The sequence below is a fragment of the uncultured Kordia sp. genome, assembly GCF_947489565.1.
Classification (GTDB): domain Bacteria; phylum Bacteroidota; class Bacteroidia; order Flavobacteriales; family Flavobacteriaceae; genus Kordia.
Window position 1 is genome coordinate 131,191 of record NZ_CANLEA010000001.1, and the last position, 22,103, is coordinate 153,293.

The following is a 22,103-nucleotide window of genomic DNA, read 5'->3' on the forward strand; positions in this document are numbered from 1 at the left end:
AAGATGATTTTTTTCTCATGGTTTATGAGGGCACAACACTTCAATCTACTTTTACGACAATTCAACAGAAAGCCATATAATTTTAGATACATAAGTTTCATCTTTGAACCATCAATCAAGAAAACGAACTTTTAAAAATCAAGAAATTATGACACCATCAGACGTTTTTTCAATGGCCGGAATGCTCGCCATGCCTATGTGGATTTTGCTGATACTACTTCCAAAATGGAAAGTCACGCGATTCCTAATCGACTACAAAATCATTCCTATCATCTTATCCGTAATCTATGCCTTTTACATTATACAAGCATTAATTGCTGGCGGTATGATGGATTTTGGAAGTCTAAAATCAGTAATGCAATTATTCACGGTAGAAAATGCAGTGCTCGCAGGTTGGATTCACTATTTAGCATTCGATTTATTAGTTGGAATGTGGATTGTAAATCAAAACAAAACGTTAAACATTCATCCTGTAATTCTTGCGCCATGTCTGTTAGGAACATTTTTATTTGGACCTGTCGGGTTTTTAGTTTTCATGATCATCAGAGCTATCACACTTAAAAATTCAAAAGCATGAGACTCGTAAAACACATATTCAACACCGTAAAAAAAGAAAGTCCAATACTATATGCAATCGTACTAATACACATTGTATTTGCACTAGTTTGTATAGTCGGAATCTTTATAGATGAAAGAACAGTTACTGGAATTAGTGTATGGATAAAACCTTTTAAATTCTGGATTTCTGGCGGAATTTATATCTTAACGCTTGGTTTTTTTGTAACCAAATATCCATATTCGACCAAAAAGAAAAACATACTCAGAAATATTGTTTCTTGGACACTATTATTAGAAACAGGAATCATTTTTTATCAAGCAGTTCGTGGTGTACGCTCACATTACAATCAAGATTCAATGTTTGACGGAATGCTATTTGCTGCGATGGGAATTTTAATTGCTATCAATGTATTAGTCATGATTTGGCTTGCTGTGGATGCTGCTCGTTTAAAACTAAAAGTAGCCAAACCTATTCAGATTGCTATCTGTCTCGGTTGGATTGTCGTTATTGTTGGAAGTTGGGTTGGCGGACAAATGATTGGTCAAATGTCACACAATGTTGGTGTTGCCGATGGCGGTGAAGGTTTACCAATCTTAAATTGGAGTACAGTTGCGGGTGATTTACGTGTAGCGCACTTCGTAGCATTGCATGGCATTCAAATAATCCCGTTATTCGCATGGATACTTGTCAAAAAATGGAAGACAACAACGCGCAACAAAGTCATTGCTGTAATTTTATTCGGATTGATATTCGCAGTATGTATTGCATATGTATTCTATCAGGCAAAACAAGGAATTCCGTTCATTAAACTATAAGTGATTATGAAGCTTCTTAATAAAGAAAAACGATTGAAATACATAGGATTCAATGATATTTGGTTCATTGTAATTGGAGTATTTGTGCTAGGTTTCGTAACCGATTATATCTTTGCAAATTCATTTGCTCGCTATCCTTTGAAAAGAGCATTGATCAATTGGAGTATCTCTTTCTTTTTCTCTATTGCGAATTGGTCTATCATGCGAATGAATTTTATTTTTTTGCGAAAGAAATTTCCAAGAGTAGAACAAGTTGGTAAACGTGCAATTATATTATTTTTTACCATTGTAGTTTCAGTGTGTGTTATTGATGCAGTAGGAGGAATTATTATTGCAGCTATTTTAGATGGTAACTATTATTTTACAGAACGTTTTCAAGTATTAATACCAATCATCATTATTAGTGTAATGATCATGGCGATTTATGAAGCGATTTTCTTTTACATTCAACTCAAAGAATCAATTCGAGAAGAAGAACAAGCAAAGCAAGTTGTTGTTCTAGCACAATTAGATGCATTGCGCAATCAAGCACAACCACATTTTTTCTTTAACAGTTTAAACACGTTGCGCGATATTATTGATCAAAATTCCAAAGAAGATGCCAAACAATTTGTAGATAAACTCTCCGATGTATATCGTTATATCTTAGATGCCGGCGATGCAAATGTAATTCCACTACGTGACGAACTTAAATTTGCACGTGCGTACATTCACATTCAACAAGAACGTTTTGGACCAAATTTAAAACTCCATTGGGAATTGCCCGAAACAGCTTTGGATCGTATGATTGTGCCAATGAGTTTACAATTATTACTCGAAAATGCCATCAAACACAATGTCATTTCACGTTCAAAACCGTTGACAGTTCATATTGCAGTTCAAGACGATTATTTAGTAGTCCACAACAAAATTCAACCAAAATCTACACAATTACCATCTACCAAACTAGGTTTAATCAATATTGAAAAAAGACACGCATTAATTTCAGAAAGACGACCAAAAATTGAAAATGATGGCAAAGAATTTACCGTATCCATACCATTATTAAAATCATCTGACTTAAAAACAGAATCATGAATGTACTCATTATAGAAGATGAATTTCGCGCAGCCAATCAGTTGCAAAACATGCTGCAAAAATGTGATTTTCAATACAATTTATTAGATACGATTGATACGGTTGAAGATGCCGTGCAATGGTTTCAAACCAACGAAATGCCTAATTTGGTATTTATGGACATTCAATTGGCAGATGGTTTAAGTTTTGAAATCTTTCAGAAGGTTGAGGTAGAAGCGCCCATTATTTTTACAACGGCTTTTGATCAATATGCGATTCAAGCGTTTAAAGTGAATAGTGTCGATTATTTATTAAAACCAATAAAGGAAGAAGATTTACAAAAAGCATTGGGGAAATTCAACAAATCCAACCAATCGCAACAAATAGAAACTTCAGTATTAAAACAATTATTAACGAGTATACAATCGCAAACCGAACGTAAAAATACCAAACAACGCAGCGGATTGTTAGTAAAAGAAGGAACAGGTTTTGTACAAATCAAAATTGCCGATTTGTTATACGCATACTCAGAAGATAGTGTCACATTCGGCGTCACAGAAAAAAAACGGTATGTCATTGACGAAACTATCGATCAATTATTCAGTACGCTTCTTGAAGATGATTTTTACCGAATCAATCGTGGGCAAATTGTAGCCAAACGCGCCATTCAAAAAATAAATCCGTATTTTAACCATCGTGTAAAACTATCTGTTTCCAAAGAACGCGATCAGGAATTTATCGTAAGTCGACAAAAAACGAGTGATTTTAAGTCTTGGATGAATCAGTAGCTACAAGTTTTAAATTATAAATTGGTATTTTCGTCCTCGTAATGCCAAAAAAACTCAAACTCATACTTATCAACATCGCCATTCTACTGATTGGTGTTCTCATCATTGAACTTTGTTTTGGAGGTTGGTTGAGCAATAGCAATCAGTTGAGTAATCTTGGAATTATAAAAGACGCCAAATTTGAATTCGACGTAAGTCATTTGTACAAAACCAGCAATCCAACAATTACCTATACAAGAGACAAATATGGTTTGCGAGGTGTTTCAACTCATAACGAACCCGAAAAAATAAACATTCTTACTGTTGGCGGAAGTACTACCGATCAACGTTACTTGGACGATTCCCAAACATGGCAAGAAGTCCTGGAAAAAGAACTGCATAGCAATGGCAAAAAAATGTATGTTTCCAATGCTGGTGTTGACGGACAATCTACGTATGGACATCTAAAAAGCACCGAAATTTGGTTTCCTAAAATTGAAAATCTACAACCAAAAATCATTTTATTCTATGTCGGAATTAATGATTTTTACACTGTAAATGGTGATTCCGAATACGATAATATTCAAGAATTGGAAAGTGACGGATTCATGAGTCAACTCAAAGACAAATCGGTATTGTACAATGCCTATCGAAAGCTAAAAGGCATGCAAAAAGCGACTAAATTTGAAGTCGGACATCGCAAAATCAATTTTTCAAGAGTGGATTACACCAAAGAAGAAGTGGTGAATGAAAAACTGCTAGAAATCTATGATGAAACCAATTTAAAAGCTTTCAAAGTACGCATTCAAAAACTTATTGATTACGCACAAAGTATCAAGGCAATTCCTGTATTTGTCACACAACCGACTTTGCATTACAAAATTAGAAATGGTGTTATTTTTGGAACTGAAAAAATCAAATATCTCGAAGACAAATACGCATATAATGGTGTGGGATATTTAAAATTACTCAACAAACTCAACGAAGCCATGAAAGAAGTGGCAACACCAGAATTTGTGATTGATTTTACCAACGATGAAACTTGGAACACTGTGGATTTTTATGATTATTACCATATGACGCCAACAGGAGTCAAAAAACTTGGAGAAAAGTTGTCTCAAAAACTTTCAAAATATGACGTTTTAAAATAAAACGATCTCGTGTCTTCGCAAGGATTTTTCACATTGAGCGTAGTCGAATGAAAAAATATAAATACTTTTACCAAAACGATAATGGTGAAGTGGATACAACAAAAAAGTAACATTGCAATCGGAATTTTATTTCTGATGACCTTGGTTGTGGTTCTTCGCAATCAGACCGAAATGTTTCCAGATTCCATCGGTTATCTCAATATGCACATCATTCGTACACCTGGTTATCCATTATTTTTACAACTGATACAAAACGTTTTTGGAGATTATTATGATTCTGGAATCGCTATTTTTCAAATTGTATTCGGTTGTTTTAGTGTATATTATTTCATTCATAAATTACGATCAAATCAAGTTTTAAATGATTTTTTCAGTGTTTGTTTCGCTTTTGTTTTACTGTTGCCTTTCTTGGTAGGTTTAAAAATTGCCAACAACATTCTTACAGAATCCATCTCATATTCGCTATACTTAATTATTGTAGCAAAGTTTATTTCGTTCTTTATCTCAAAACAAATCAAAGAACTCTATTATTCGTTGCCAATTTTAGCATGCTTACTCATCACGCGTTACCAATTTATATATCTAATTCCCATTGGGTTAGGGTTGATTTTTTGGATCAGCTATCAACAAAAATCATTCAAAAAACACGCCATTAGTATTGTGTTATTTATAACGCTTCCGCTGATCACTTCTTTGATTGATAGAACCTACCACAAAGTAGTTCACGGACATTTTGTAAGTACGCCTTGGACAGGAATGAACATGATTACAGCTCCTTTTTTTGTGTCTGATGCTGAAGATGAAGCTCTTTTTGAAGATCGGATAGAAAAAGAATTCTTTCAAAGAACGCACTACAGTTTGATTGAAAATAACATGAATATCAATGATGTAGATTTGACTGTATTTCCAACACCAACGCAATTCTATATTGGAAGATTTGCAGATATTACGATGGGACCCATTTTTAAAAATGGTAAAAAAGTATTAGAGGATTCGCCTAGCCAAATTGAACGTTTTATAGCATTGGACAAAATGACGTCAAACATGGTAAAACCATTGATTTGGGATAATTTTTCCAAATGGAAACGTCTCTACATTCAAAATGCAATTCACGGTTTTGGCGGCATCAAAAATGTCATATTATATATCTTCATTGCTCTATGTAGTTTATTTTTTCTCTGGAAACAAGATCAAAACACATATAAAGTACTTGGACTTAGTTCATTATTGCTTATTGCTAACGTACTTATAGTCGCCATTGGAATGCACGCAGTCATTCGCTTTACTTTTTACAACGATTGGGTAATATTCCTTACGATTTTTGTATTATTGAATTCGCTTAACAAAAAACTGTATGAATCCTGAATTATCCATCGTAATGCCTTGTCTCAATGAAGCAGAGACGTTGGAAATCTGTATCAAAAAAGCACAAGGTTTCTTTGAGAAACATCAAGTAGCTGGAGAAGTAGTAATTGCCGACAACGGAAGTACTGATGGTTCGCAAGCTATTGCCGAACGATTGAATGCCAGAGTAGTGCCCGTAGCTGAAAAAGGATATGGAAATGCGCTCAAAGGCGGTATTAAAGCTGCCAAAGGGAAATACATTATCATGGGCGATGCAGATGATAGTTATGATTTTTCAAAGCTAGAATTGTTTCTAGAAAAACTACGTGAAGGATATGACTTGGTGATGGGAAATCGTTTCAAAGGTGGCATTAAAAAAGGAGCGATGCCATTTTTACATAAATACTTGGGAAATCCAGTATTGTCATTCATCGGAAGACTCTTTTTCAATATCAAAATTGGCGATTTTCATTGTGGATTGCGCGGTTTTTCCAAAGAAGCATTTCACAAAATGAATCTCAATACTACGGGAATGGAATTTGCTTCGGAAATGATTGTAAAATCAAAACTCAATGGATTAACGTTTGCAGAAGTACCCACAATTTTACATCCTGATGGACGTTCGCGTCCGCCACATTTAAATACGTGGCGTGATGGTTGGCGACACTTACGTTTCTTGCTATTATACAGTCCGCGATGGTTGTTTTTATATCCTGCATTTTTATTGATTATTATAGGAACTGTTTTATCGACACTATTAATTATTGAACCAATCAATTTCAAAGGAATTGTCTTTGATGTACATACGCTTTTATACACGGCAGGCGCTGTTATTGTAGGATTTCAATTTCTTATGTTTTATGGCTTAACCAAAATCTTTGCGGTTGAAAACGGATTGCTGCCCAAAAGTGATCGGTATAGCAAACTCTTCAAGATATTTACACTTGAAAAAGGTTTAATTGTTGGGTTTTTAACGTTTGCATTGGGAATTTACCTTAGTATTTCAGGTTTTTTAGATTGGAAAGCCACGAGTTTTAGCGATTTAAAACCTGCGGAAACATTACGTGTCATTGTTCCGGCAGTATTCACCATCATGCTAGGATTACAGGTGATTCTTTTTAGCTTTTTCTTTAGTATTTTAGGTTTGAAACAGCAGCTTAAAGAAGATGCATAAAACTAAGCAGCATTTTGATACATATTTTTTATCAAGAAAAAATGAACGTTATTAAAATTAGGTTTTAATAACACACACAAACTGATACTTTCCTTTAAAAATATACTTCACTAACGGAAGATGATTGTACAAGTAAATTGGGCAAATCAACTTGATTTCTTGTAATTGTTCTTGTGCTAAAATAGCTTGAAATCGTTCTTTGGAAAAATACCGTTTCGGAATGGAAACGCCGTAGCCATAATTCCCAATAATATCTGCCAATTGTAATAACGATCTTGAGAAAAAACCATACTCAAAATGATCTTTGATAATGATAAAATCGGCAACACGTTTGGCTTCTTGCAATAGTCGATTCATGTTTTCCGCATCGTGATGTAGTACATCGCTAAATAAAACTACATCGTATGATTTATCCGTAAAAGGAAGCGTTTTTCCATCAAACTCAGCATAATGATCCCAGTTTTTAGTATTTGGATAAATATCAACGCCTGTACAGGTAATATTCGTTCCTTTTTCAGCTAAAATATTCGTAATCGTCATATCGCCACAACCAATATCTAACAATTGAATAGCTTCTTTTTTTTCAATGGATATATTCTGAATTTCCTTGATAAAAAGTGCACTCAGGATATCAATTCTGTTGCCATGAGAAGCTTTTTTGTGGAATCGAATCAACAGCTTATCTAGAATACTTTTTTTATCTTTTGCTAATGGAGAACTCATGTAGTTTTACGCTAAGGTGTAAAGATAACCAATATAACTTCTTAATATAAAATTGGCACGCATGCTTTTTTAGTGTAGCATTCAAATGATGAACGCTCATAAATTTGGTTTTATAGTGTTTAATAGTATCTTTAAAAACAAAAAACACTTCACAATAACGAATAGCATACATGAGTTTTTTTAAAAAATTATTTGGAAAGAAATCAGAAAAGAATCAAGCACCTGAAAGTAATCCTGAGAACTTTCAAATAGAACTGCCAGCCACACGTTTACAATCATTGGCAATTTGTGCAAAAGCAGGATTTCAACCAGCAAAATCACTTCCAACAAGTTGGGATACAAAGTTGAGACCTTCCATTGAAATAGCAGGAAGATTGCACGCCATCAAAGCAATGATTTTTTGGCTTTTGGTACCATCTGAACATGTGTCAGACGATAAGATCTTACAATTTATTGATCAAAATAGACTTGAAAAATTCATGACAGATGACGAATTGATAATTTTTAGAGCATCTAGAGACGATCAAGGATTAAAAGATTCCATTGGCTGGAAATTTGAAAACGCTTGGCCATTAGCATGGTATTTTGGGTATGAGGAACCTAAAATTTATGGAAACATGATGGCAGGTGAACAAATGCAAGAAATTCTAATGAATTATACCTGTTCTTTGGATGAAAATCTTAACGAATGGGCTTCTCAACAAGAGACCTTAACAGAAGAAGCTGTGATTCAAAAAGAAGATTTATTTTATTGTTTGCATAATGCTGTTCGAAGTGCGCAATTAGGAAGAGATACAGTTCCTGATGGATTTGATCCTGTTGGAAATGGTGGTGTTATTCACGAACGCAGACATTCGTTAACATGGATGCTTTCTGCTGGTACAACTTGGGATGATACGGATTTGAGTACGTAATTTAGATTAAAACTCCAATCGTATTATAAAATTTAAGTTTTTATCTAGATAAACTCAGTTTTATAGTGGACTGAATATAAGTCTGATAATTTAGTATCTTTGGTATAAATAGAATGAAAATGAATTTAGAGGCTCGAAAAATAGAATTTGTTCAGGAATTTTTGAAACTTCAAAGTGAAGAAATCATTAGTGGTTTAGAAGAATTACTGAAAAAAAGAAAAGTTGAAATGATGGAAAGCAATATCAAGCCTATGACTATGGAACAGTATAATTCTGAAATTGATCAAGCAATGAGTGACTCAAAAGAAGGACGCATGATGAAAGCGACTGATCTTCAATCTAAAATCCAAAAATGGAGTTAGAAGTTTATTGGTTAGAATTTGCTGAAAATAAATTGCATGATATTTATGATTACTATTCATTAAAAGCTAATAAAAGAGTAGCACAAAAATTAGTAAAAGGAATTCTAGATACTACTATAGGTGTTGAAAAACAGCCAAAAATTGGTCAAATTGAAATTAGTCTACAGCATAGAAAAGAGGAATTCCGATATCTAATATTCAAAAACTATAAAATTATTTATTGGATAAATGACGAGTTTCAACGAATTGAAATTGTCAATGTTTTCGCTACAAAACAAGATCCTAAAAAAATTAATGAAATGGAGTAAGGATTAAATTTTTTACATTAAAACTCCAATCGCACCATAAAATTAGGCGTTCTTCCCAAAGAAATTTTATCAATCGTACGCAATTGGAATTCGGCGTTTTGTGTGTTTAGAATAACGCGGTAATTTCGGTTTAAAATATTCCTCTGATTGTAAATATTTAATAAAGAAATTCCCAAAGTAGCTTTTAAATCTTTGTTCTTAAAAGGCTTGATTTCATATTTCGCGGAGAAATCCAAACGATGATACGGATTCAAACGTTCCGCATTTCGTTCGCCATACACAATGGTAATATTATCTGCATTGTCACCTTGCAAACCTGTAGCCAGTGTATACGGACGCGAAGTTCGGTAACGCCAACCCAAGGATAATTCCAAATCGCCAAATTTTGCTGATTGTACTAGTGACAAATAATGTCTGATGTCAAAATTTCCATCAAATGGATTGGTATTGTTCAAATTTTCAAATCGAAATTCATTTTGTGTAAAGGCATAACTCACCAAACTTGTAAAGTTGTAAAAGCGCTTTTTAACCAATACATCCAAACCTGTAATCGTACTTTCACCAATGGAAAGTCCGGTAGTTTCAATATCAAATCCGCGCGTAAGCGAAGTAAGGTTGCTAATTTTTTTATAATAGACTTCGGCATCGACATTCCAAGAATCGTACTGAAAGTTTCCACCCAAACTGATTTGCTCACTGCGCAATACTGGAATTTCATTATCTGTAGCAACCCAAACCTGATTTTCCAATCCAAAGTTTTGCGTTTCAAACTCCGTAATCTGACTGATAAACTGATATTGTCGTTCCGCAGAAAAAACCGCATTCAATTGATTGTTCAATTTTTTGGAAATATGGATACTTGGTTCGAAAAAGAATTTGCCAAGTTCTGTCGCATAATTTCCACGAATGCCTGTAAAAATATTCCAATCGTTTTGCTTCCAGCGATGTTCTCCAAAAATAGCATGAATGGTGTTTTGCGAGTTTTCAGAATTCACAAAAAAATCGGGATCAAAAATAACATCCGATTGTCGTCCGATTGTATAATCTAGTTCATTTAAAATCAGTTCATAACCGCCAATAAAACGATGTTTCTTATTTAAAGTATAGCTCGCTTGTGCATGCAAACCAATTTCGGAAATTCCATTTTCTTTGATGGTTTGATAATCGAATAAGTTGGACAATAATTCTTCACCCAAATATTCTAAATCATACCGAGAAGTCGTCAAATTCAATTCTGTAGCAAATTTTTTGTCCCAAGTCTGCTTCCACGAAACACCAATGCCAAGATTATTGATAAATAATTCATCATCGGTTCGGCGATTAATTTCGTCAAATTGTGATATAAAAATAAGATCATTTTTAGAGACAATAGAACTCACCGAAAGTTGACTGTTTTCAGAAAGTTCGGCAATGACTTTTGCAGTAAAATCGATAAAATAAAAACTATTATTCGTCAGCGAAAGTACATCGCTAAATGTTCCTGTATTGTCAGTAATTTTTGTGTTTTGAAAAATTTGCTCGGAAAACTCATCAAAGGTTACAGTTTCAAACACATCGGAATACGAACGACGAAATGAAGCAATAACAGCTACTTTGTCGCCAATAGGTTGTTGTACAAACGCATCTACATAAATCATATTTGCGCCCAATCCGACAACAGTTTTTTTAGGAATCTTAGAATACGATTCTATATCAACAACGCCCGAAATATGATTCCCGTATCGTGAAGGTGCTGCGTTTTTATAAATATTTACACTTTCAATAAGGTACGGATTAAAGGAAGAAATCATCCCAAAAAAATGATCGTATTGATACATTTTAATGCCGTCCCATAAAATCAAATTCTGGTCTGGAGTTCCACCACGAATGTTCAATCCTGTAGAAGTTTCGTCAGGACTTTGAATACCTGGAATTAATTGTACACTCTGCATAACATCCGATTCTACAAAGCCTGGAAGGACTTGAAAATCTTTTGGGACTGCTTTAATAGCGCCATCAACAGTTTTAGAAAATCCTGTGGTTAAATATTCGGCAATGACAACTTCGTCTAACTTAATAGTGCGCGCTGCCATATTTCTGCTTCTCTTTTTTCGCTTTTTTAGCACGTAAGAGTTTGATGTAATTTTCCGAAAAGTCAATCGTGTTTGTTGCTCAATAATTTCAAAAGTTTCCTGAAGCGTAGCGGGCATTTTTGTCAATGTGATCACTTTGCCTGCTACAATTTTGGAGTTGTATGAAATGCTGACTTTAAAACGTTTTTCAATATCTGATAAGACGGTTTTTAGCGGCGTATTATTAGAAGAAGAGTTTGGCTCCTGAGCATGTACAACTTGGAAGCATACAAGTAAAATATATACTAAATATGCCTTCTTCATCTACTTTTTTGAGAGCGTCACAATGTTAGTATTCAGTTTGTAATCAATATCCATGGCTTCAAATACTGTTTTTAGTGCTACTTCCAAACTATCATTTACGAAGCGACCTGTAAAACGTTCTTGAGCAAAGTTTTCTTTGTTTTTTATAGTAATTTGATATTGATCTTCCAATGCGTCAAGTACTTCCAAAAGCGGCATTTCGTTAAAAGAACTCAAACCAGACATCCAAGTTTCCTCCACAGTATTGAATGTCCAGTTGGTTACTGTAGCATTGTAGGTTCTCACCGCTTTTCCTTTGGTTAAAATATGCGACTTTTTTGCTGTATTAGTCACGTTTACTTTTCCGGAAAAGCACTGTACTTCTAAAAAATTTGTATTGGTATCTACATTGAATTCGGTACCTAGAACTTCGACAGTTCCTTCATCGGTAATGACTTTAAAAGGCGAACCTTTGGTCACTTTAAAATATGCTTCACCATTTAAATGTAATGTTCTTTCTTTGTCCCAAGTATCTTTATCGTAATCTAACGTTGATTTAGCGTTTAAGATAACTTCCGAACCATCTGGAAGATTGATGGCAAGTTGTTGTCCAAAATTTGTTTGATGTGTAATGGTTGCATTTTTCAAGAAAAAGTACAATCCAAACAAAATAACTACAGACGCAGCAGCTGTGTATACATAACGGAAATTCAGTTTTCTAACTTTCGGTTGTGCTGCCAATTTCTCTTTAATTTTAGCCAATACAGCAGCTTCATCATACGCAGGATCGTTTAATTTTTCTGTAGCGTTGATGATTTTAGCATAGGTTTTATAAGCATCAGTTTGCTCAAAAGCCTGCTTTTCTTCTGGAGACAATTCTCCACTAAGCCATTTTGCTAAATCAATTTCGTTATGTTGTTCACTATTCATCATCTCTCTTAATATTACAGACAACTCAAAAGTTGTTTACCCTACCTTTTAATTTTGATTTAAATATCACCAATTTCTTTGCGTAACACTTTTAGTGCATTGTGCATGCGTTTTTCTACGGCTTTCTTTGAAATATCGAGGAATACAGCAATTTCACTATATGTTTTTTTGTCGATTCGATTTAATAAAAATACTTCACGTTGCTTTTCGGACAAGCGCGCGATTGCATTTTCTAATTTTTGTAAAAATTCTTTCTCTTCTAATAAAAACTCAGGACTTTGTATATCTACTTCCGATTTTTTAGTTTGCTCGTGTTGCAATACAATTTTTTGATGCTTTACGACATTCAAAAAAGCATTGTTAGCCACTCTTTTTAGGAAGAATAACGCATTCGCGAATGGAATCTTTTTACAATTATTCCAGAGTTTAATATAGGCTTCTTGTACCAAATCTTCAGCTAAATTTGCATCGCCACATTTATAGTATATATAGTTACGCAAAGTCCTTGAATGCTTCTTAAAAAGAGCATCAAAGTTTTTGGTTTCACAAACTGATTTTTTGGAATTCAAGATGTTAAAAGTTAGTATGAATTTTTATACGATTCAAAAATATGTAAAAAAAACGAACTCATAAATAATTAATAATCAATAAATTAACATTTTATTTAGAATTTTATTTTAGCAAAGGTAGGGTGCTCAGCTATCCAGTTGTCTATAATTCGTAAACACAAAAACAAACAAATCAAAACTAAATATCTATGAAAAAATTTCTTAAATTCTCATTGATTCTTGCACTGGCTGTTTTTACATTTTCTTGTAGTAATGACAACACAGATGTAATCCCAGAAGATCCGCAAGCTAATAACGAAGCAAAAGCGACAATTAAATCAAACATGACAGATTACGCTCGTAATGCAGCTGCTACAGGTCAGGCTGAAAGCATGTTTGAAAACAATGATGAAAACAATGACATGCTTGATGATTGTTTCACATTGAACTTTCCGTATACAGTAACAAACGGTAACACAGTTGCTACAGTAAACAGTCAAGCAGAAGCAGAAAACTTTTTTAATGCAGGGTATATGTTAGCATTTCCTGTAGATGTAACTACTGCTGATGGTGAAGTAGTAACGATTCAAGATGAATTAGGTTTCATTGAATTGTTAGAAGACTGCTTTGAAAATGGAACAGTTGGTGGTGGAAACCCTGGCGGTGGCGGAGAGCCTGGAGGAGAACCTGGTGACCCTTTTGGAAATGACTGCTTCGAGTATAACTTCCCTTTAAGTGTAGCAACTATCGATGGTAACACAGTTGTTGTAAATGACGAGTATGAGTTGTTTACTGTTGAAGGAGCTATTGGATTTGTATATCCTATTACAGTATCAACAGAAAATGGTGATGTAACAATTAACAGTGATGAAGATTTTGATGCTTTATACAATGATTGTTATGATATTGATCCATGTGATGACTGTGTAGATAACTGTTTCGAAATTGTATTCCCATTAACATTAATTGACGATGCAGGAAATGTTACTACGGTAAATGACGATGACGAATTTATTACATACTTAGATGGATTAGATAATAATACATTTTTTACAATCACGTTCCCAATGACTATCGAATACGAAGATGGAACGCAAGCAACAATAAATAGTGAAGATGAATTAATTGCAGCGTTTGACGCTTGTAATTAATAAGGTTTGGTTACGACATTAATAAACAGACGTTTTTAAGCCAACGTACAGTTTTTTAATTACTCACTAAAAAAACCCTTGTTTCGAAAGAAGCAAGGGTTTTGTGAATATCTAAAAGAAAAACTTGAACACTTTACGATTTAATATATGATGACAAATAAGTTTTTTGATAAACGATTCATACTTTTTTTTCTAGTATTAGTAGTTTTATGTTGGCTGATATTGAATATTAAATTAGATACTGTTGGCGATTTTTTTATGGAAGCAATTGAACCTTCTTCTTTAATTATAGCAATGATAGTCATTGTAATAATTATGATTAAAACAGTGACAAACCATAAAAAACAGCAATAAAACATTCGTGAATTCGTGATGAAAAACTTTCAATAACTAGCGCAACTAAAATTCTTTTCAGAACTTTACCTTAAAATTGCGCTCATGAATTCAAATACTACAAAAGAATATTGGTCACAACGGTATAAGGACGAACGTACAGGTTGGGATATTGGTTCGCCATCTACACCATTAAAAGAATATATTGATCAACTAACGGATACAACACTGAAAATTTTAATTCCTGGTGCAGGAAACGCTTATGAAGCTGAATATTTGATAGCACAAGGATTTACCAATGTATTTATTTTAGATATTTCTGAAATTCCGCTGCAAGAATTTCAAGAACGCAATCCAAAATTTCCTTCAGAACAGTTATTGTGTGACGATTTTTTTACACATGAAGGAACGTATGATTTAATTATAGAACAAACTTTCTTCTGTTCATTTCCTCCATTGTCCGAAACTCGAACACAGTATGCGCAACACATGGCTACATTGCTGAAACCAACTGGAAAACTTGTAGGTTTATGGTTTGATATTCCGCTTACGGGCGATTTGGAAAAACGTCCTTTTGGCGGAAGCAAAGAAGAATATTTACTCTATTTTAAACCGTATTTTAAAGTGAAAATATTGGAGAAAGCGTATAACTCCATTCCTCCAAGAGCAGGCAATGAACTCTTTGGGATTTTTGTGAAAAGTTAAATTTTGTTAAAATGGGAAAGGATTGGTAATTAATTCGACAAATTCACCAATCAATAAAGTACCTAACAAAACAAACTTAACTATAGTTTTCATGAAAACTACGCAAACACTATTGCTTATCACGCTATTTCTTAGTTTGATAGCATGCGATTCTAAAGAAAAACCAACAGCACAACAAAAAACAGTTGCTGTTTCAGAAACTACTCCAAAAGAAACTCCGAAAACTGCAGACAAAGCCACTAATGTTCTTCAAGAATCCATCAAAGCACATGGTGGTGAATTGTACGATCAGGCGCATTACCAATTTGTATTTCGTGATAAAGAATATACTTTTAAAAATAATGGTACAGTCTACACATATATTGTAAAAAGTGCCAAAGACGGTAATACAACACTCGACATATTAAACAACGGAACATTCTCACGCCAAGTGAATAATAAACCTGTAACACTTTCTGAAAAGAAAAAAAATAGTGCTATTGGAGCCTTAAATTCTGTGATTTATTTTGCGACATTACCACATAAATTAAACGATGCAGCTGTCAATAAAAAGTTCGTAGAAGAAACGATGATTAAAGGTCAAAAATACGATGTATTGAAAGTGACATTTAATGAAGAAGGTGGCGGCGAAGATCATGATGACGAGTATCATTATTGGATCAATCAAAACACAAAAAAAATAGACTACTTAGCGTATAATTATCAAGTAAATGGTGGCGGCGTTCGTTTTAGAAGTGCCTACAATACACGTGTCGTAGATGGAATCACCTTTCAAGATTACATCAATTACAAAGCGGAAGTTGGTACGCCATTAAAGGATTTGCCAGCTTTATACGAAAAAGGAAGTTTAAAAGAACTATCAAGAATAGAAACAGAGAAAGTAATCAATTTAAAAAAGTAATCATGAAAAAAATCATCATGTTGCTCGCATTTTTTGCAGCAGTAAGTACCGTAAACGCACAAAAATTTTCAAAACTAGGAAAGAGTCCAACAGACATTGCACATTATCCAACAAACGCAGCAAAAAGAGCTTTTGCTAAAACAGCAGAGCAAAAGAAAGCGTTGGAACCAAAAATTAGAGTGATTTATGGAAGACCTTATAAAAAAGGAAGAGAAGTTTTTGGAAGCTTATTAAAGTTTGGAAAAGCTTGGAGAGTTGGCGCTGATGAATCAACTGAAATTTTGTTTATGACAGATGTAATGGTAGGTGATACTAAAGTAAAAGCAGGTCGTTATTCAGTAATCATTATTCCAACAAAAGATTCTTGGACTTTAAAGATAAATTCAGAAAATGACGGTTGGGGAAATTATTCGTACGATGCTTCTAAAGATGTAGCGAGTATTACAGCACCAACACAAAAAAGTGATGAAGAAATAGAGCAATTATCGGTTGTTTTATACGAAAAAAGTAAAAATGTTGTGCATTTAAAAATAGGTTGGGATACTACAATTGCTGAGTTTCCAATCACATTAAAATAATAAGAAAAAGAAGCAATTATTCAATTTTAGTTTAGATTTTTTAATTGAATTTAAAAGCACTTGCGTGAATTCGTAGGTGCTTTTTTTATGTCATTTACCAACTTTTACATAGGTATTTAACGTCAATCCAATCACAATTAAAATAATACCCAGGAGACTCCAAAGCGTGTACGATTCATTAAACCAACTCAATCCGATGAGCATGGTAAAAATGACTTCAATATATTTTAACGGTGCTGCTTTGTTGGTTTCTGCTAGTTGTAAAGCTTTGGTCATGTATAATTGTCCAACATACCCAAAAACTCCCAAACTTAGCAATAAAGCCCATTCCCAGCCTACAGGTGTTTTCCAATACGGAATGCATAAAATACCACCAACAATCAAGGCAATTATCATAAAATAATTAACGACGACAATTGGATGATCGTCCGAACCAATTTTACGAATGATGATAAATACCAAACCACTAAAAAAGGAAGAAGCTATGATCAATAAAAGTCCTGTCGTATCAATTTGCGCATCAAACCCTTTTAAAATAACAACGCCGCTAAATGCAATTAGAAAAAACAACCATTGTATTGGCTTGATTTTTTCTTTTAGAATAAAAAAGGCAAAAACAGCTGCAAAAATAGGAGAGATGTACCGTAGTGAAACTGCCGATCCAATAGGAAGATACTTGATAGACATAAAAAATAAGGACATTGAAGTGACACCTAAAATACCGCGTAAAATTAACAATGTTCTTTTATTTCCTAAGAAAGATAGGTTCAGTTTTACAAGTAAAGGAATGGTGAAAAACAACGTTCCCATAGATCTAAAAAATACAATTTGATACGCATCAAAATCACCTAAATACTTGACAATTGCATTCAGAAAAGCAAAGCCAATGGCACTGATGATCATAAATTGAATGGCTTTTTTGAGCATGAATTTTGTGATGTTTTTTGAAGTCACAAAAGTAATTGAATGTGATCAATAAATTACAAGTATATATATGTTTTTAATCACTTTTTAGCTTAGGTTAACGGAATATGTTGATCATTGGCTCTATCATCATCAGGAGTCGTCCAATGTCCAGTTTTATTCGCTATTGCTCTTTCTACATCAGGTATAGGAGCTTTCTTCTTTTTTGCTCTTTTTGCTTGTTGATCCAGTAAATGTTTAGGCGCGGTTTGGTATTGTTCAGATAAAAATTTACCGCTGCTATCCTGAACCCTAGCAATTGGACCAGCTGCGGCATTTTCAGGAGGATTTTGTCTTGGATCGTTGGTATGTACCCAAATGGAATGTGTTCCTCCTTCTGGATTTGGAATTTCCCACTTTCTACCTGCCCTAATTTCATCTGCGCCTCCACCTCTTGCAGGAGGAAAAGCTACTGCTTTGTGCTTAGGTAATAACGCATTTAGTCTTGCAGTAGATATATTACCGCCTCTAACTAAAGGTTGAAATCGAGCTCGGAAATCGGCTAAATTGAGTCCTGTATGCGGTATTGAAGCACTAGGACTGATAGTATCTAATAAATTTGCTCCAGCGATAGAACCTCTTCTCGCAGGTGTTGCGTTAGGCACATTTCTATGTGTGTGTTCATGATCTTGAAGTATTCCATAAGAAATTGCTTTTACTTTTTCTCTATCAGTTAAAGGAACATTACCAGCAAGTTTTTTACGAATACGAGCTCTCAGACCTTTTTGTTTTAATTGTATAGAGTGCGTAGGATGCGATTGAATTTTATCAAATAGCTTTTGTTGTACAACAGCGGTTACACGATTATCAACCAAAGAAAAATTAGTGCGTTGATTTTGGTGACTACTGTTATGTGACGCCGCAGTAGTTAACAATTTTCCACTATTTTTATTGACTAAGTTTTGTTTCATTGGAAAAACTAGATACTAAACAAATTAGATTAACGATATTTTTTTGAAGAACTACCTTGTCCAAACGTATATCCTTTGTAGTTGCTTTTATTTTTTGCCCACCAATTATTAGCTGTTTTATGATTTTTGAATGAACCAATATATTTTTTATGTCCTGCTTTTACAACCCAATAATGTTTGTCCATTTTTTGAATGACATCAGAACTGGAAGCCAATTGTGCAGTTTCCGTATTTGAAACAGCTTTTCGTTGCAATGCTTTTGCGCCCATAACATCCGCTTCTTTTTCTAAACCAGCATTGTCATTTATTTTTGCACCATTCACCGTTTTTGTAGCTTGTACACGTCCTTGTTTTTGTTGCACCACATGCCATGCTTCATGAGGCAAATGTTTTTCTTGTCCAGAAGCTACATGAATATTAGTTCCTTGTGCGTAAGCATGTGCGTTGAGTTGTGCAGGTTTGGATGAATTGTAATGTACTTTAACATCATCCATAGAATGTCCGGAAAGACTCTCAATACCAGATTTTAAATTATTGGGCAATCCAGTGTTGTTTTTTTGTTGCTGAATCACTGTTTTAGGACGATTATCTTCAAGCGAAATTCCTTGCTTTGTTTGAGCCACTTTATGGTTATGCGCTGCCGCAGTTTGCACTGTTTTTTCTGCTGTTTTTTTGGGAAGCTGTTTTTTCATGATGGTACAATGTTTTTTTAAGTTATAATATAATATCATCTGTAGCCACAATTACAGGACTTTTTCCTCCTGAATAGTCTAACGCAGAACAATAATTATGATGATGGATATAGTGTTTTAAGTGTTTTAAATATGGATCGTAGTATGGCAGATTGACTTCTTTTCCAGTGATTAAAGCTCTGATGTAATCATTTAAAAAAGGATATGGTGTAAATAATTTGTGATACACATGATGTTCTGAATGATATGTGCCATCATATTCGTTCCTCATTTTTTTGTACTCAGCAATGCCCGTTTCAACAGTATGATAAAAATGATAGAGTATTTCTTGAAACGGTGTGTTTTCGCTAGCACCAATTATAAATACGCGTCTAGTTGTAATAAGATATCCTACCAAATTTAAATTCTTATACAATACACAATCATTGAGTGCATTGGCAATGATGATATTCCGAGATACTTCTGGAATTTCAAGTCGCCAAGAATTCATCACCAACAATCGTGAATGCTCTCGTAATAGTATTAATTCTTCGATATCTATCATACAAACAATGGTTACGCTTTTGTAATTGTTTTGTTTTCCTTTTTTAATTCTTTTTGTATTCCTGTTAGCAATTCTTGTTTGTTTACAACCGTATCGCCACGTTGTATCGCTGCTAAGGCACAATAACGAAGTACATTGATAATGGCGCCACCAGCCAATTCATAATCTTCCGAAATTTTATACAAATCAATATCATCTGCCAGTGTACAGGTTCCTGTAAATACATTTTGCCAAAGTTTGAAACGTTCTTCCACAGAAGGCATTTTAAAGTGTATAATGGATTGAAACCTTCTGGAGAAAGCTTTGTCCATATTTGCTTTTAAATTGGAAGCCAAAATGATGCATCCGGGAAAGTCTTCAATGCGTTGCAATAAATAGGCTGTTTGCTGATTGGCATGTCGATCATTTGACGAATTTGCTTTGGTACGTTTTCCAAATAACGCATCGGCTTCATCAAAAAATAGAATCCAGTTTTGATGTGCTGCCGTATCAAAAATTCGCGATAGGTTTTTTTCTGTTTCCCCAATATATTTGGATACAATCATGGATAAATCTACACGATATACATCCAAACCTAAATTTTTACCCAAAAGCGAAACAGTTAAGGTTTTACCAGTGCCTGGCGGACCGTAAAATAAAGCTCTGTATCCAGGTTTTAAATGTTTGGATAAACCCCAATCTTCCAACAAAGTATCTTTATGAGAAAGCCAAGTAGTCAATTCTGCTACTTGATCCATAATATCAGCATTTAATACAATATCATCCCAGTCTAAATTAGTGGTTATTTTTTGAGCAGGAAATGAAACGCTGTGTTCTAATTTTGGTTTTTCTCCAGTAATAAAATAATGCAACCATCGATGATTTAGACTTAGCACACCATTGTATTTTGGCAAATAACCTTCTACAGGTTCCATATTTACTACTTGTTCTTGCTGAAAAATGTGCTTGTTTTCAAAAATGGAAAATACTTCCAATCGCCATTCAGGATTAAGCGCAGTCGTTAGAAATAGTAAAGTTTGACCTGTGGGTAAAAAACCGCTGTGACTTTTGTCGATTACGCCTCCAAATTCTGTAAAACCTCTATTATAAATTTTATTCTGACCAAAGAAAATATCTAATGCTTCCGGAAGAATGTGTGGTGTTATGGCTAAGGCCAAAACAATACGTTCTAAATTGTTCAAATCCCATTCTTTCACCGTATTTGCAAAAGGCGAATCTACTTCAGAAAGATCGGGCATTGGTATATCTGTCCAATGAATATCTTCAGCATCTTCATGTTGCAAATAGCTACTAATTACCTGATTGATGACATTTTGTAACCAACTAATTTCTTCATGGAGTGAAACAATATATTCGTTAGTTTCCATAGGTTCTAAATAGCATTTCTACGTCATCAAGATTGGCATTTGCCCACGAAAAATATTGTAAAGCCGTATTCGGGTTTAATTGATTTGCCTGTAACATATCTAAGGTGCATGCTTGTGCTGTATTTGTAGTTACAGGTGGAGAATATGGACCACCTACATTATAAAAATCGTATTCATAAAAATTTTCTGCCCATACGGGAACTTGCATTCGCTCGCTGATCAATTCGCTTATAAATACATCCAATTTTTCTTGTTGTACAATTAATTTCTTTGCTTTAAAAAAAGAAGGTTTCTTCTTGTCTTCACGATGATAAAATTCGATATCTCTAGCTTGAATGGTTTTCGCACTTGAATCGCCAAAAATATCGACCAATCCAAAGTTTTCGGATTCTGTAGCAATTTCTAATTCAGCTTTGTCTGAACCTGCAATTGCCAAAGTCCAATTTTCTGTTGTAGCACTTTCTGTAACAATATAAAGTTCTCTGAATGAATAGAGAGTTTGGGTCATTTTGATAATAAGCTCTTGCTTAAAATCGCCCCAATTAGCAAATTTAACAGATTCGGGAGCACTACTTTTAAAGAAGAAACTTCCAAATCCGTCAAAAGCTAATACTTGTTTGCTAAACTCAAAATCTCCTTCAATTGGATTGTGTCCAGTATCTCTGCCAGAATATGGCTTGGTAACACCTTCACTAAGGTTCCAATTGGTAGGATTGAGTTTGATTCCACTATTAAAAACTACATCGGTAGTATTGACTATATTTTTTCTAAAAATATTTCCTAAAATGATGATTTCTCCATTTTTGATTTGAAAAAAGTCACCCGGATACATATTTTGATTTAAAGGCTTTGTGGGTATAAAACCATTCGTTTTATTATAAAAACTTCTATAAAACTTTTTAAATACGCTTTCCATAATTTTTGCTTTTAGGTAATTAATAGTCTAAATATAC

24 protein-coding genes are annotated in these 22,103 nt (G+C 34.0%); 14 read left to right on the top strand and 10 right to left on the bottom strand.

Annotated elements, in window-relative coordinates; all coding sequences use genetic code 11:
• Positions 1-148: 148 nt before the first annotated feature.
• From Q0845_RS00565 to Q0845_RS00595, 7 genes are all read left to right on the top strand, one after another.
• Complete coding sequence (locus tag Q0845_RS00565) at positions 149-577, top strand: ABA4-like family protein (RefSeq protein WP_298507539.1); 429 nt, start codon at positions 149-151, stop codon at positions 575-577.
• Positions 574-1,374 (top strand): hypothetical protein, encoded by an 801-nt coding sequence (locus Q0845_RS00570; protein ID WP_298507541.1) that lies wholly within the window; start codon positions 574-576, stop codon positions 1,372-1,374. The genes Q0845_RS00565 and Q0845_RS00570 overlap by 4 nt, the downstream gene beginning before the upstream one ends.
• Before the next feature lie 6 nt (positions 1,375-1,380).
• Positions 1,381-2,451: a sensor histidine kinase gene (locus tag Q0845_RS00575; RefSeq protein WP_298507543.1), complete on the top strand. Its 1,071-nt coding sequence runs from the start codon at positions 1,381-1,383 to the stop codon at positions 2,449-2,451.
• Positions 2,448-3,218: a LytTR family DNA-binding domain-containing protein gene (locus tag Q0845_RS00580; RefSeq protein ID WP_298507545.1), complete on the top strand. Its 771-nt coding sequence runs from the start codon at positions 2,448-2,450 to the stop codon at positions 3,216-3,218. The genes Q0845_RS00575 and Q0845_RS00580 overlap by 4 nt, the downstream gene beginning before the upstream one ends.
• Before the next feature lie 41 nt (positions 3,219-3,259).
• On the top strand, positions 3,260-4,348 hold the full coding sequence (locus Q0845_RS00585; protein ID WP_298507547.1) for an SGNH/GDSL hydrolase family protein: 1,089 nt from the start codon (positions 3,260-3,262) through the stop codon (positions 4,346-4,348).
• 84 nt (positions 4,349-4,432) lie between these two features.
• The gene (locus tag Q0845_RS00590) at positions 4,433-5,713 is read left to right on the top strand and encodes a hypothetical protein (RefSeq protein ID WP_298507549.1); all 1,281 of its coding nucleotides are present in this window, start codon (positions 4,433-4,435) and stop codon (positions 5,711-5,713) included.
• Positions 5,703-6,866 (top strand): glycosyltransferase family 2 protein, encoded by a 1,164-nt coding sequence (locus tag Q0845_RS00595; RefSeq protein ID WP_298507552.1) that lies wholly within the window; start codon positions 5,703-5,705, stop codon positions 6,864-6,866. Before Q0845_RS00590 ends, Q0845_RS00595 begins: the two co-directional genes overlap by 11 nt.
• A 57-nt stretch (positions 6,867-6,923) precedes the next feature.
• Here Q0845_RS00595 and Q0845_RS00600 read toward each other — a convergent pair whose 3' ends face one another.
• A complete protein-coding gene (locus tag Q0845_RS00600; protein WP_298507554.1) occupies positions 6,924-7,589 on the bottom strand; it encodes a class I SAM-dependent methyltransferase in 666 nt (221 codons plus the stop codon).
• A gap of 170 nt (positions 7,590-7,759) precedes the next feature.
• Between Q0845_RS00600 and Q0845_RS00605 the strand changes: the two genes are divergently transcribed.
• From Q0845_RS00605 to Q0845_RS00615, 3 genes are all read left to right on the top strand, one after another.
• Positions 7,760-8,503, top strand: coding sequence for a DUF4272 domain-containing protein (locus tag Q0845_RS00605; RefSeq protein WP_298507557.1), 744 nt, complete (start codon positions 7,760-7,762; stop codon positions 8,501-8,503).
• Between the two features lie 119 nt (positions 8,504-8,622).
• Positions 8,623-8,865: a hypothetical protein gene (locus tag Q0845_RS00610; RefSeq protein ID WP_298507560.1), complete on the top strand. Its 243-nt coding sequence runs from the start codon at positions 8,623-8,625 to the stop codon at positions 8,863-8,865.
• On the top strand, positions 8,856-9,173 hold the full coding sequence (locus Q0845_RS00615; RefSeq protein WP_298507563.1) for a type II toxin-antitoxin system RelE/ParE family toxin: 318 nt from the start codon (positions 8,856-8,858) through the stop codon (positions 9,171-9,173). Before Q0845_RS00610 ends, Q0845_RS00615 begins: the two co-directional genes overlap by 10 nt.
• A 17-nt stretch (positions 9,174-9,190) precedes the next feature.
• Here the strand turns inward: Q0845_RS00615 and Q0845_RS00620 are convergent, their stop codons facing one another.
• Genes Q0845_RS00620 through Q0845_RS00630 form a run of 3 tightly spaced genes read right to left on the bottom strand, consistent with a single transcriptional unit; the run spans position 9,191 to position 13,026 of the window.
• Positions 9,191-11,548: a TonB-dependent receptor gene (locus Q0845_RS00620; RefSeq protein ID WP_298507566.1), complete on the bottom strand. Its 2,358-nt coding sequence runs from the start codon at positions 11,546-11,548 to the stop codon at positions 9,191-9,193.
• The gene (locus Q0845_RS00625; RefSeq protein WP_298507570.1) at positions 11,549-12,481 is read right to left on the bottom strand and encodes a FecR family protein; all 933 of its coding nucleotides are present in this window, start codon (positions 12,479-12,481) and stop codon (positions 11,549-11,551) included.
• A gap of 35 nt (positions 12,482-12,516) precedes the next feature.
• Positions 12,517-13,026 carry a sigma-70 family RNA polymerase sigma factor gene (locus Q0845_RS00630; protein WP_298507573.1) on the bottom strand — a complete coding sequence of 170 codons (510 nt, stop codon included), beginning with the start codon at positions 13,024-13,026 and terminating at the stop codon, positions 12,517-12,519.
• A 188-nt stretch (positions 13,027-13,214) separates the two neighbouring features.
• Here Q0845_RS00630 and Q0845_RS00635 point away from each other — a divergent pair, with 188 nt between their 5' ends.
• From Q0845_RS00635 to Q0845_RS00650, 4 genes are all read left to right on the top strand, one after another.
• On the top strand, positions 13,215-14,156 hold the full coding sequence (locus Q0845_RS00635; RefSeq protein WP_298507576.1) for a hypothetical protein: 942 nt from the start codon (positions 13,215-13,217) through the stop codon (positions 14,154-14,156).
• 438 nt (positions 14,157-14,594) lie between these two features.
• Positions 14,595-15,194: a methyltransferase domain-containing protein gene (locus Q0845_RS00640; RefSeq protein ID WP_298507579.1), complete on the top strand. Its 600-nt coding sequence runs from the start codon at positions 14,595-14,597 to the stop codon at positions 15,192-15,194.
• Between the two features lie 91 nt (positions 15,195-15,285).
• On the top strand, positions 15,286-16,095 hold the full coding sequence (locus Q0845_RS00645; protein ID WP_298507582.1) for a DUF6503 family protein: 810 nt from the start codon (positions 15,286-15,288) through the stop codon (positions 16,093-16,095).
• A 2-nt stretch (positions 16,096-16,097) separates the two neighbouring features.
• Positions 16,098-16,673: a DUF2911 domain-containing protein gene (locus Q0845_RS00650; RefSeq protein ID WP_298507584.1), complete on the top strand. Its 576-nt coding sequence runs from the start codon at positions 16,098-16,100 to the stop codon at positions 16,671-16,673.
• A 90-nt stretch (positions 16,674-16,763) separates the two neighbouring features.
• Here Q0845_RS00650 and Q0845_RS00655 read toward each other — a convergent pair whose 3' ends face one another.
• The 6 genes from Q0845_RS00655 to Q0845_RS00680 all read right to left on the bottom strand — a co-directional run bounded on the left by Q0845_RS00655 (position 16,764) and on the right by Q0845_RS00680 (position 22,066).
• Positions 16,764-17,600 (bottom strand): DMT family transporter, encoded by an 837-nt coding sequence (locus Q0845_RS00655; protein WP_298507586.1) that lies wholly within the window; start codon positions 17,598-17,600, stop codon positions 16,764-16,766.
• Between the two features lie 89 nt (positions 17,601-17,689).
• Positions 17,690-18,547 carry a hypothetical protein gene (locus Q0845_RS00660; RefSeq protein WP_298507589.1) on the bottom strand — a complete coding sequence of 286 codons (858 nt, stop codon included), beginning with the start codon at positions 18,545-18,547 and terminating at the stop codon, positions 17,690-17,692.
• Between the two features lie 29 nt (positions 18,548-18,576).
• Positions 18,577-19,239, bottom strand: a complete 663-nt coding sequence (locus Q0845_RS00665; protein ID WP_298507592.1) for a DUF4157 domain-containing protein — start codon at positions 19,237-19,239, stop codon at positions 18,577-18,579.
• Between the two features lie 22 nt (positions 19,240-19,261).
• Entirely contained in the window at positions 19,262-19,783 is a 522-nt protein-coding gene (locus Q0845_RS00670) for a hypothetical protein (protein ID WP_298507594.1), read from the bottom strand.
• Positions 19,784-19,794: 11 nt separating this feature from the next.
• Positions 19,795-21,150, bottom strand: a complete 1,356-nt coding sequence (locus Q0845_RS00675; protein WP_298507596.1) for an ATP-binding protein — start codon at positions 21,148-21,150, stop codon at positions 19,795-19,797.
• On the bottom strand, positions 21,140-22,066 hold the full coding sequence (locus Q0845_RS00680) for a hypothetical protein (protein ID WP_298507597.1): 927 nt from the start codon (positions 22,064-22,066) through the stop codon (positions 21,140-21,142). The genes Q0845_RS00675 and Q0845_RS00680 overlap by 11 nt, the downstream gene beginning before the upstream one ends.
• Positions 22,067-22,103: the final 37 nt, after the last annotated feature.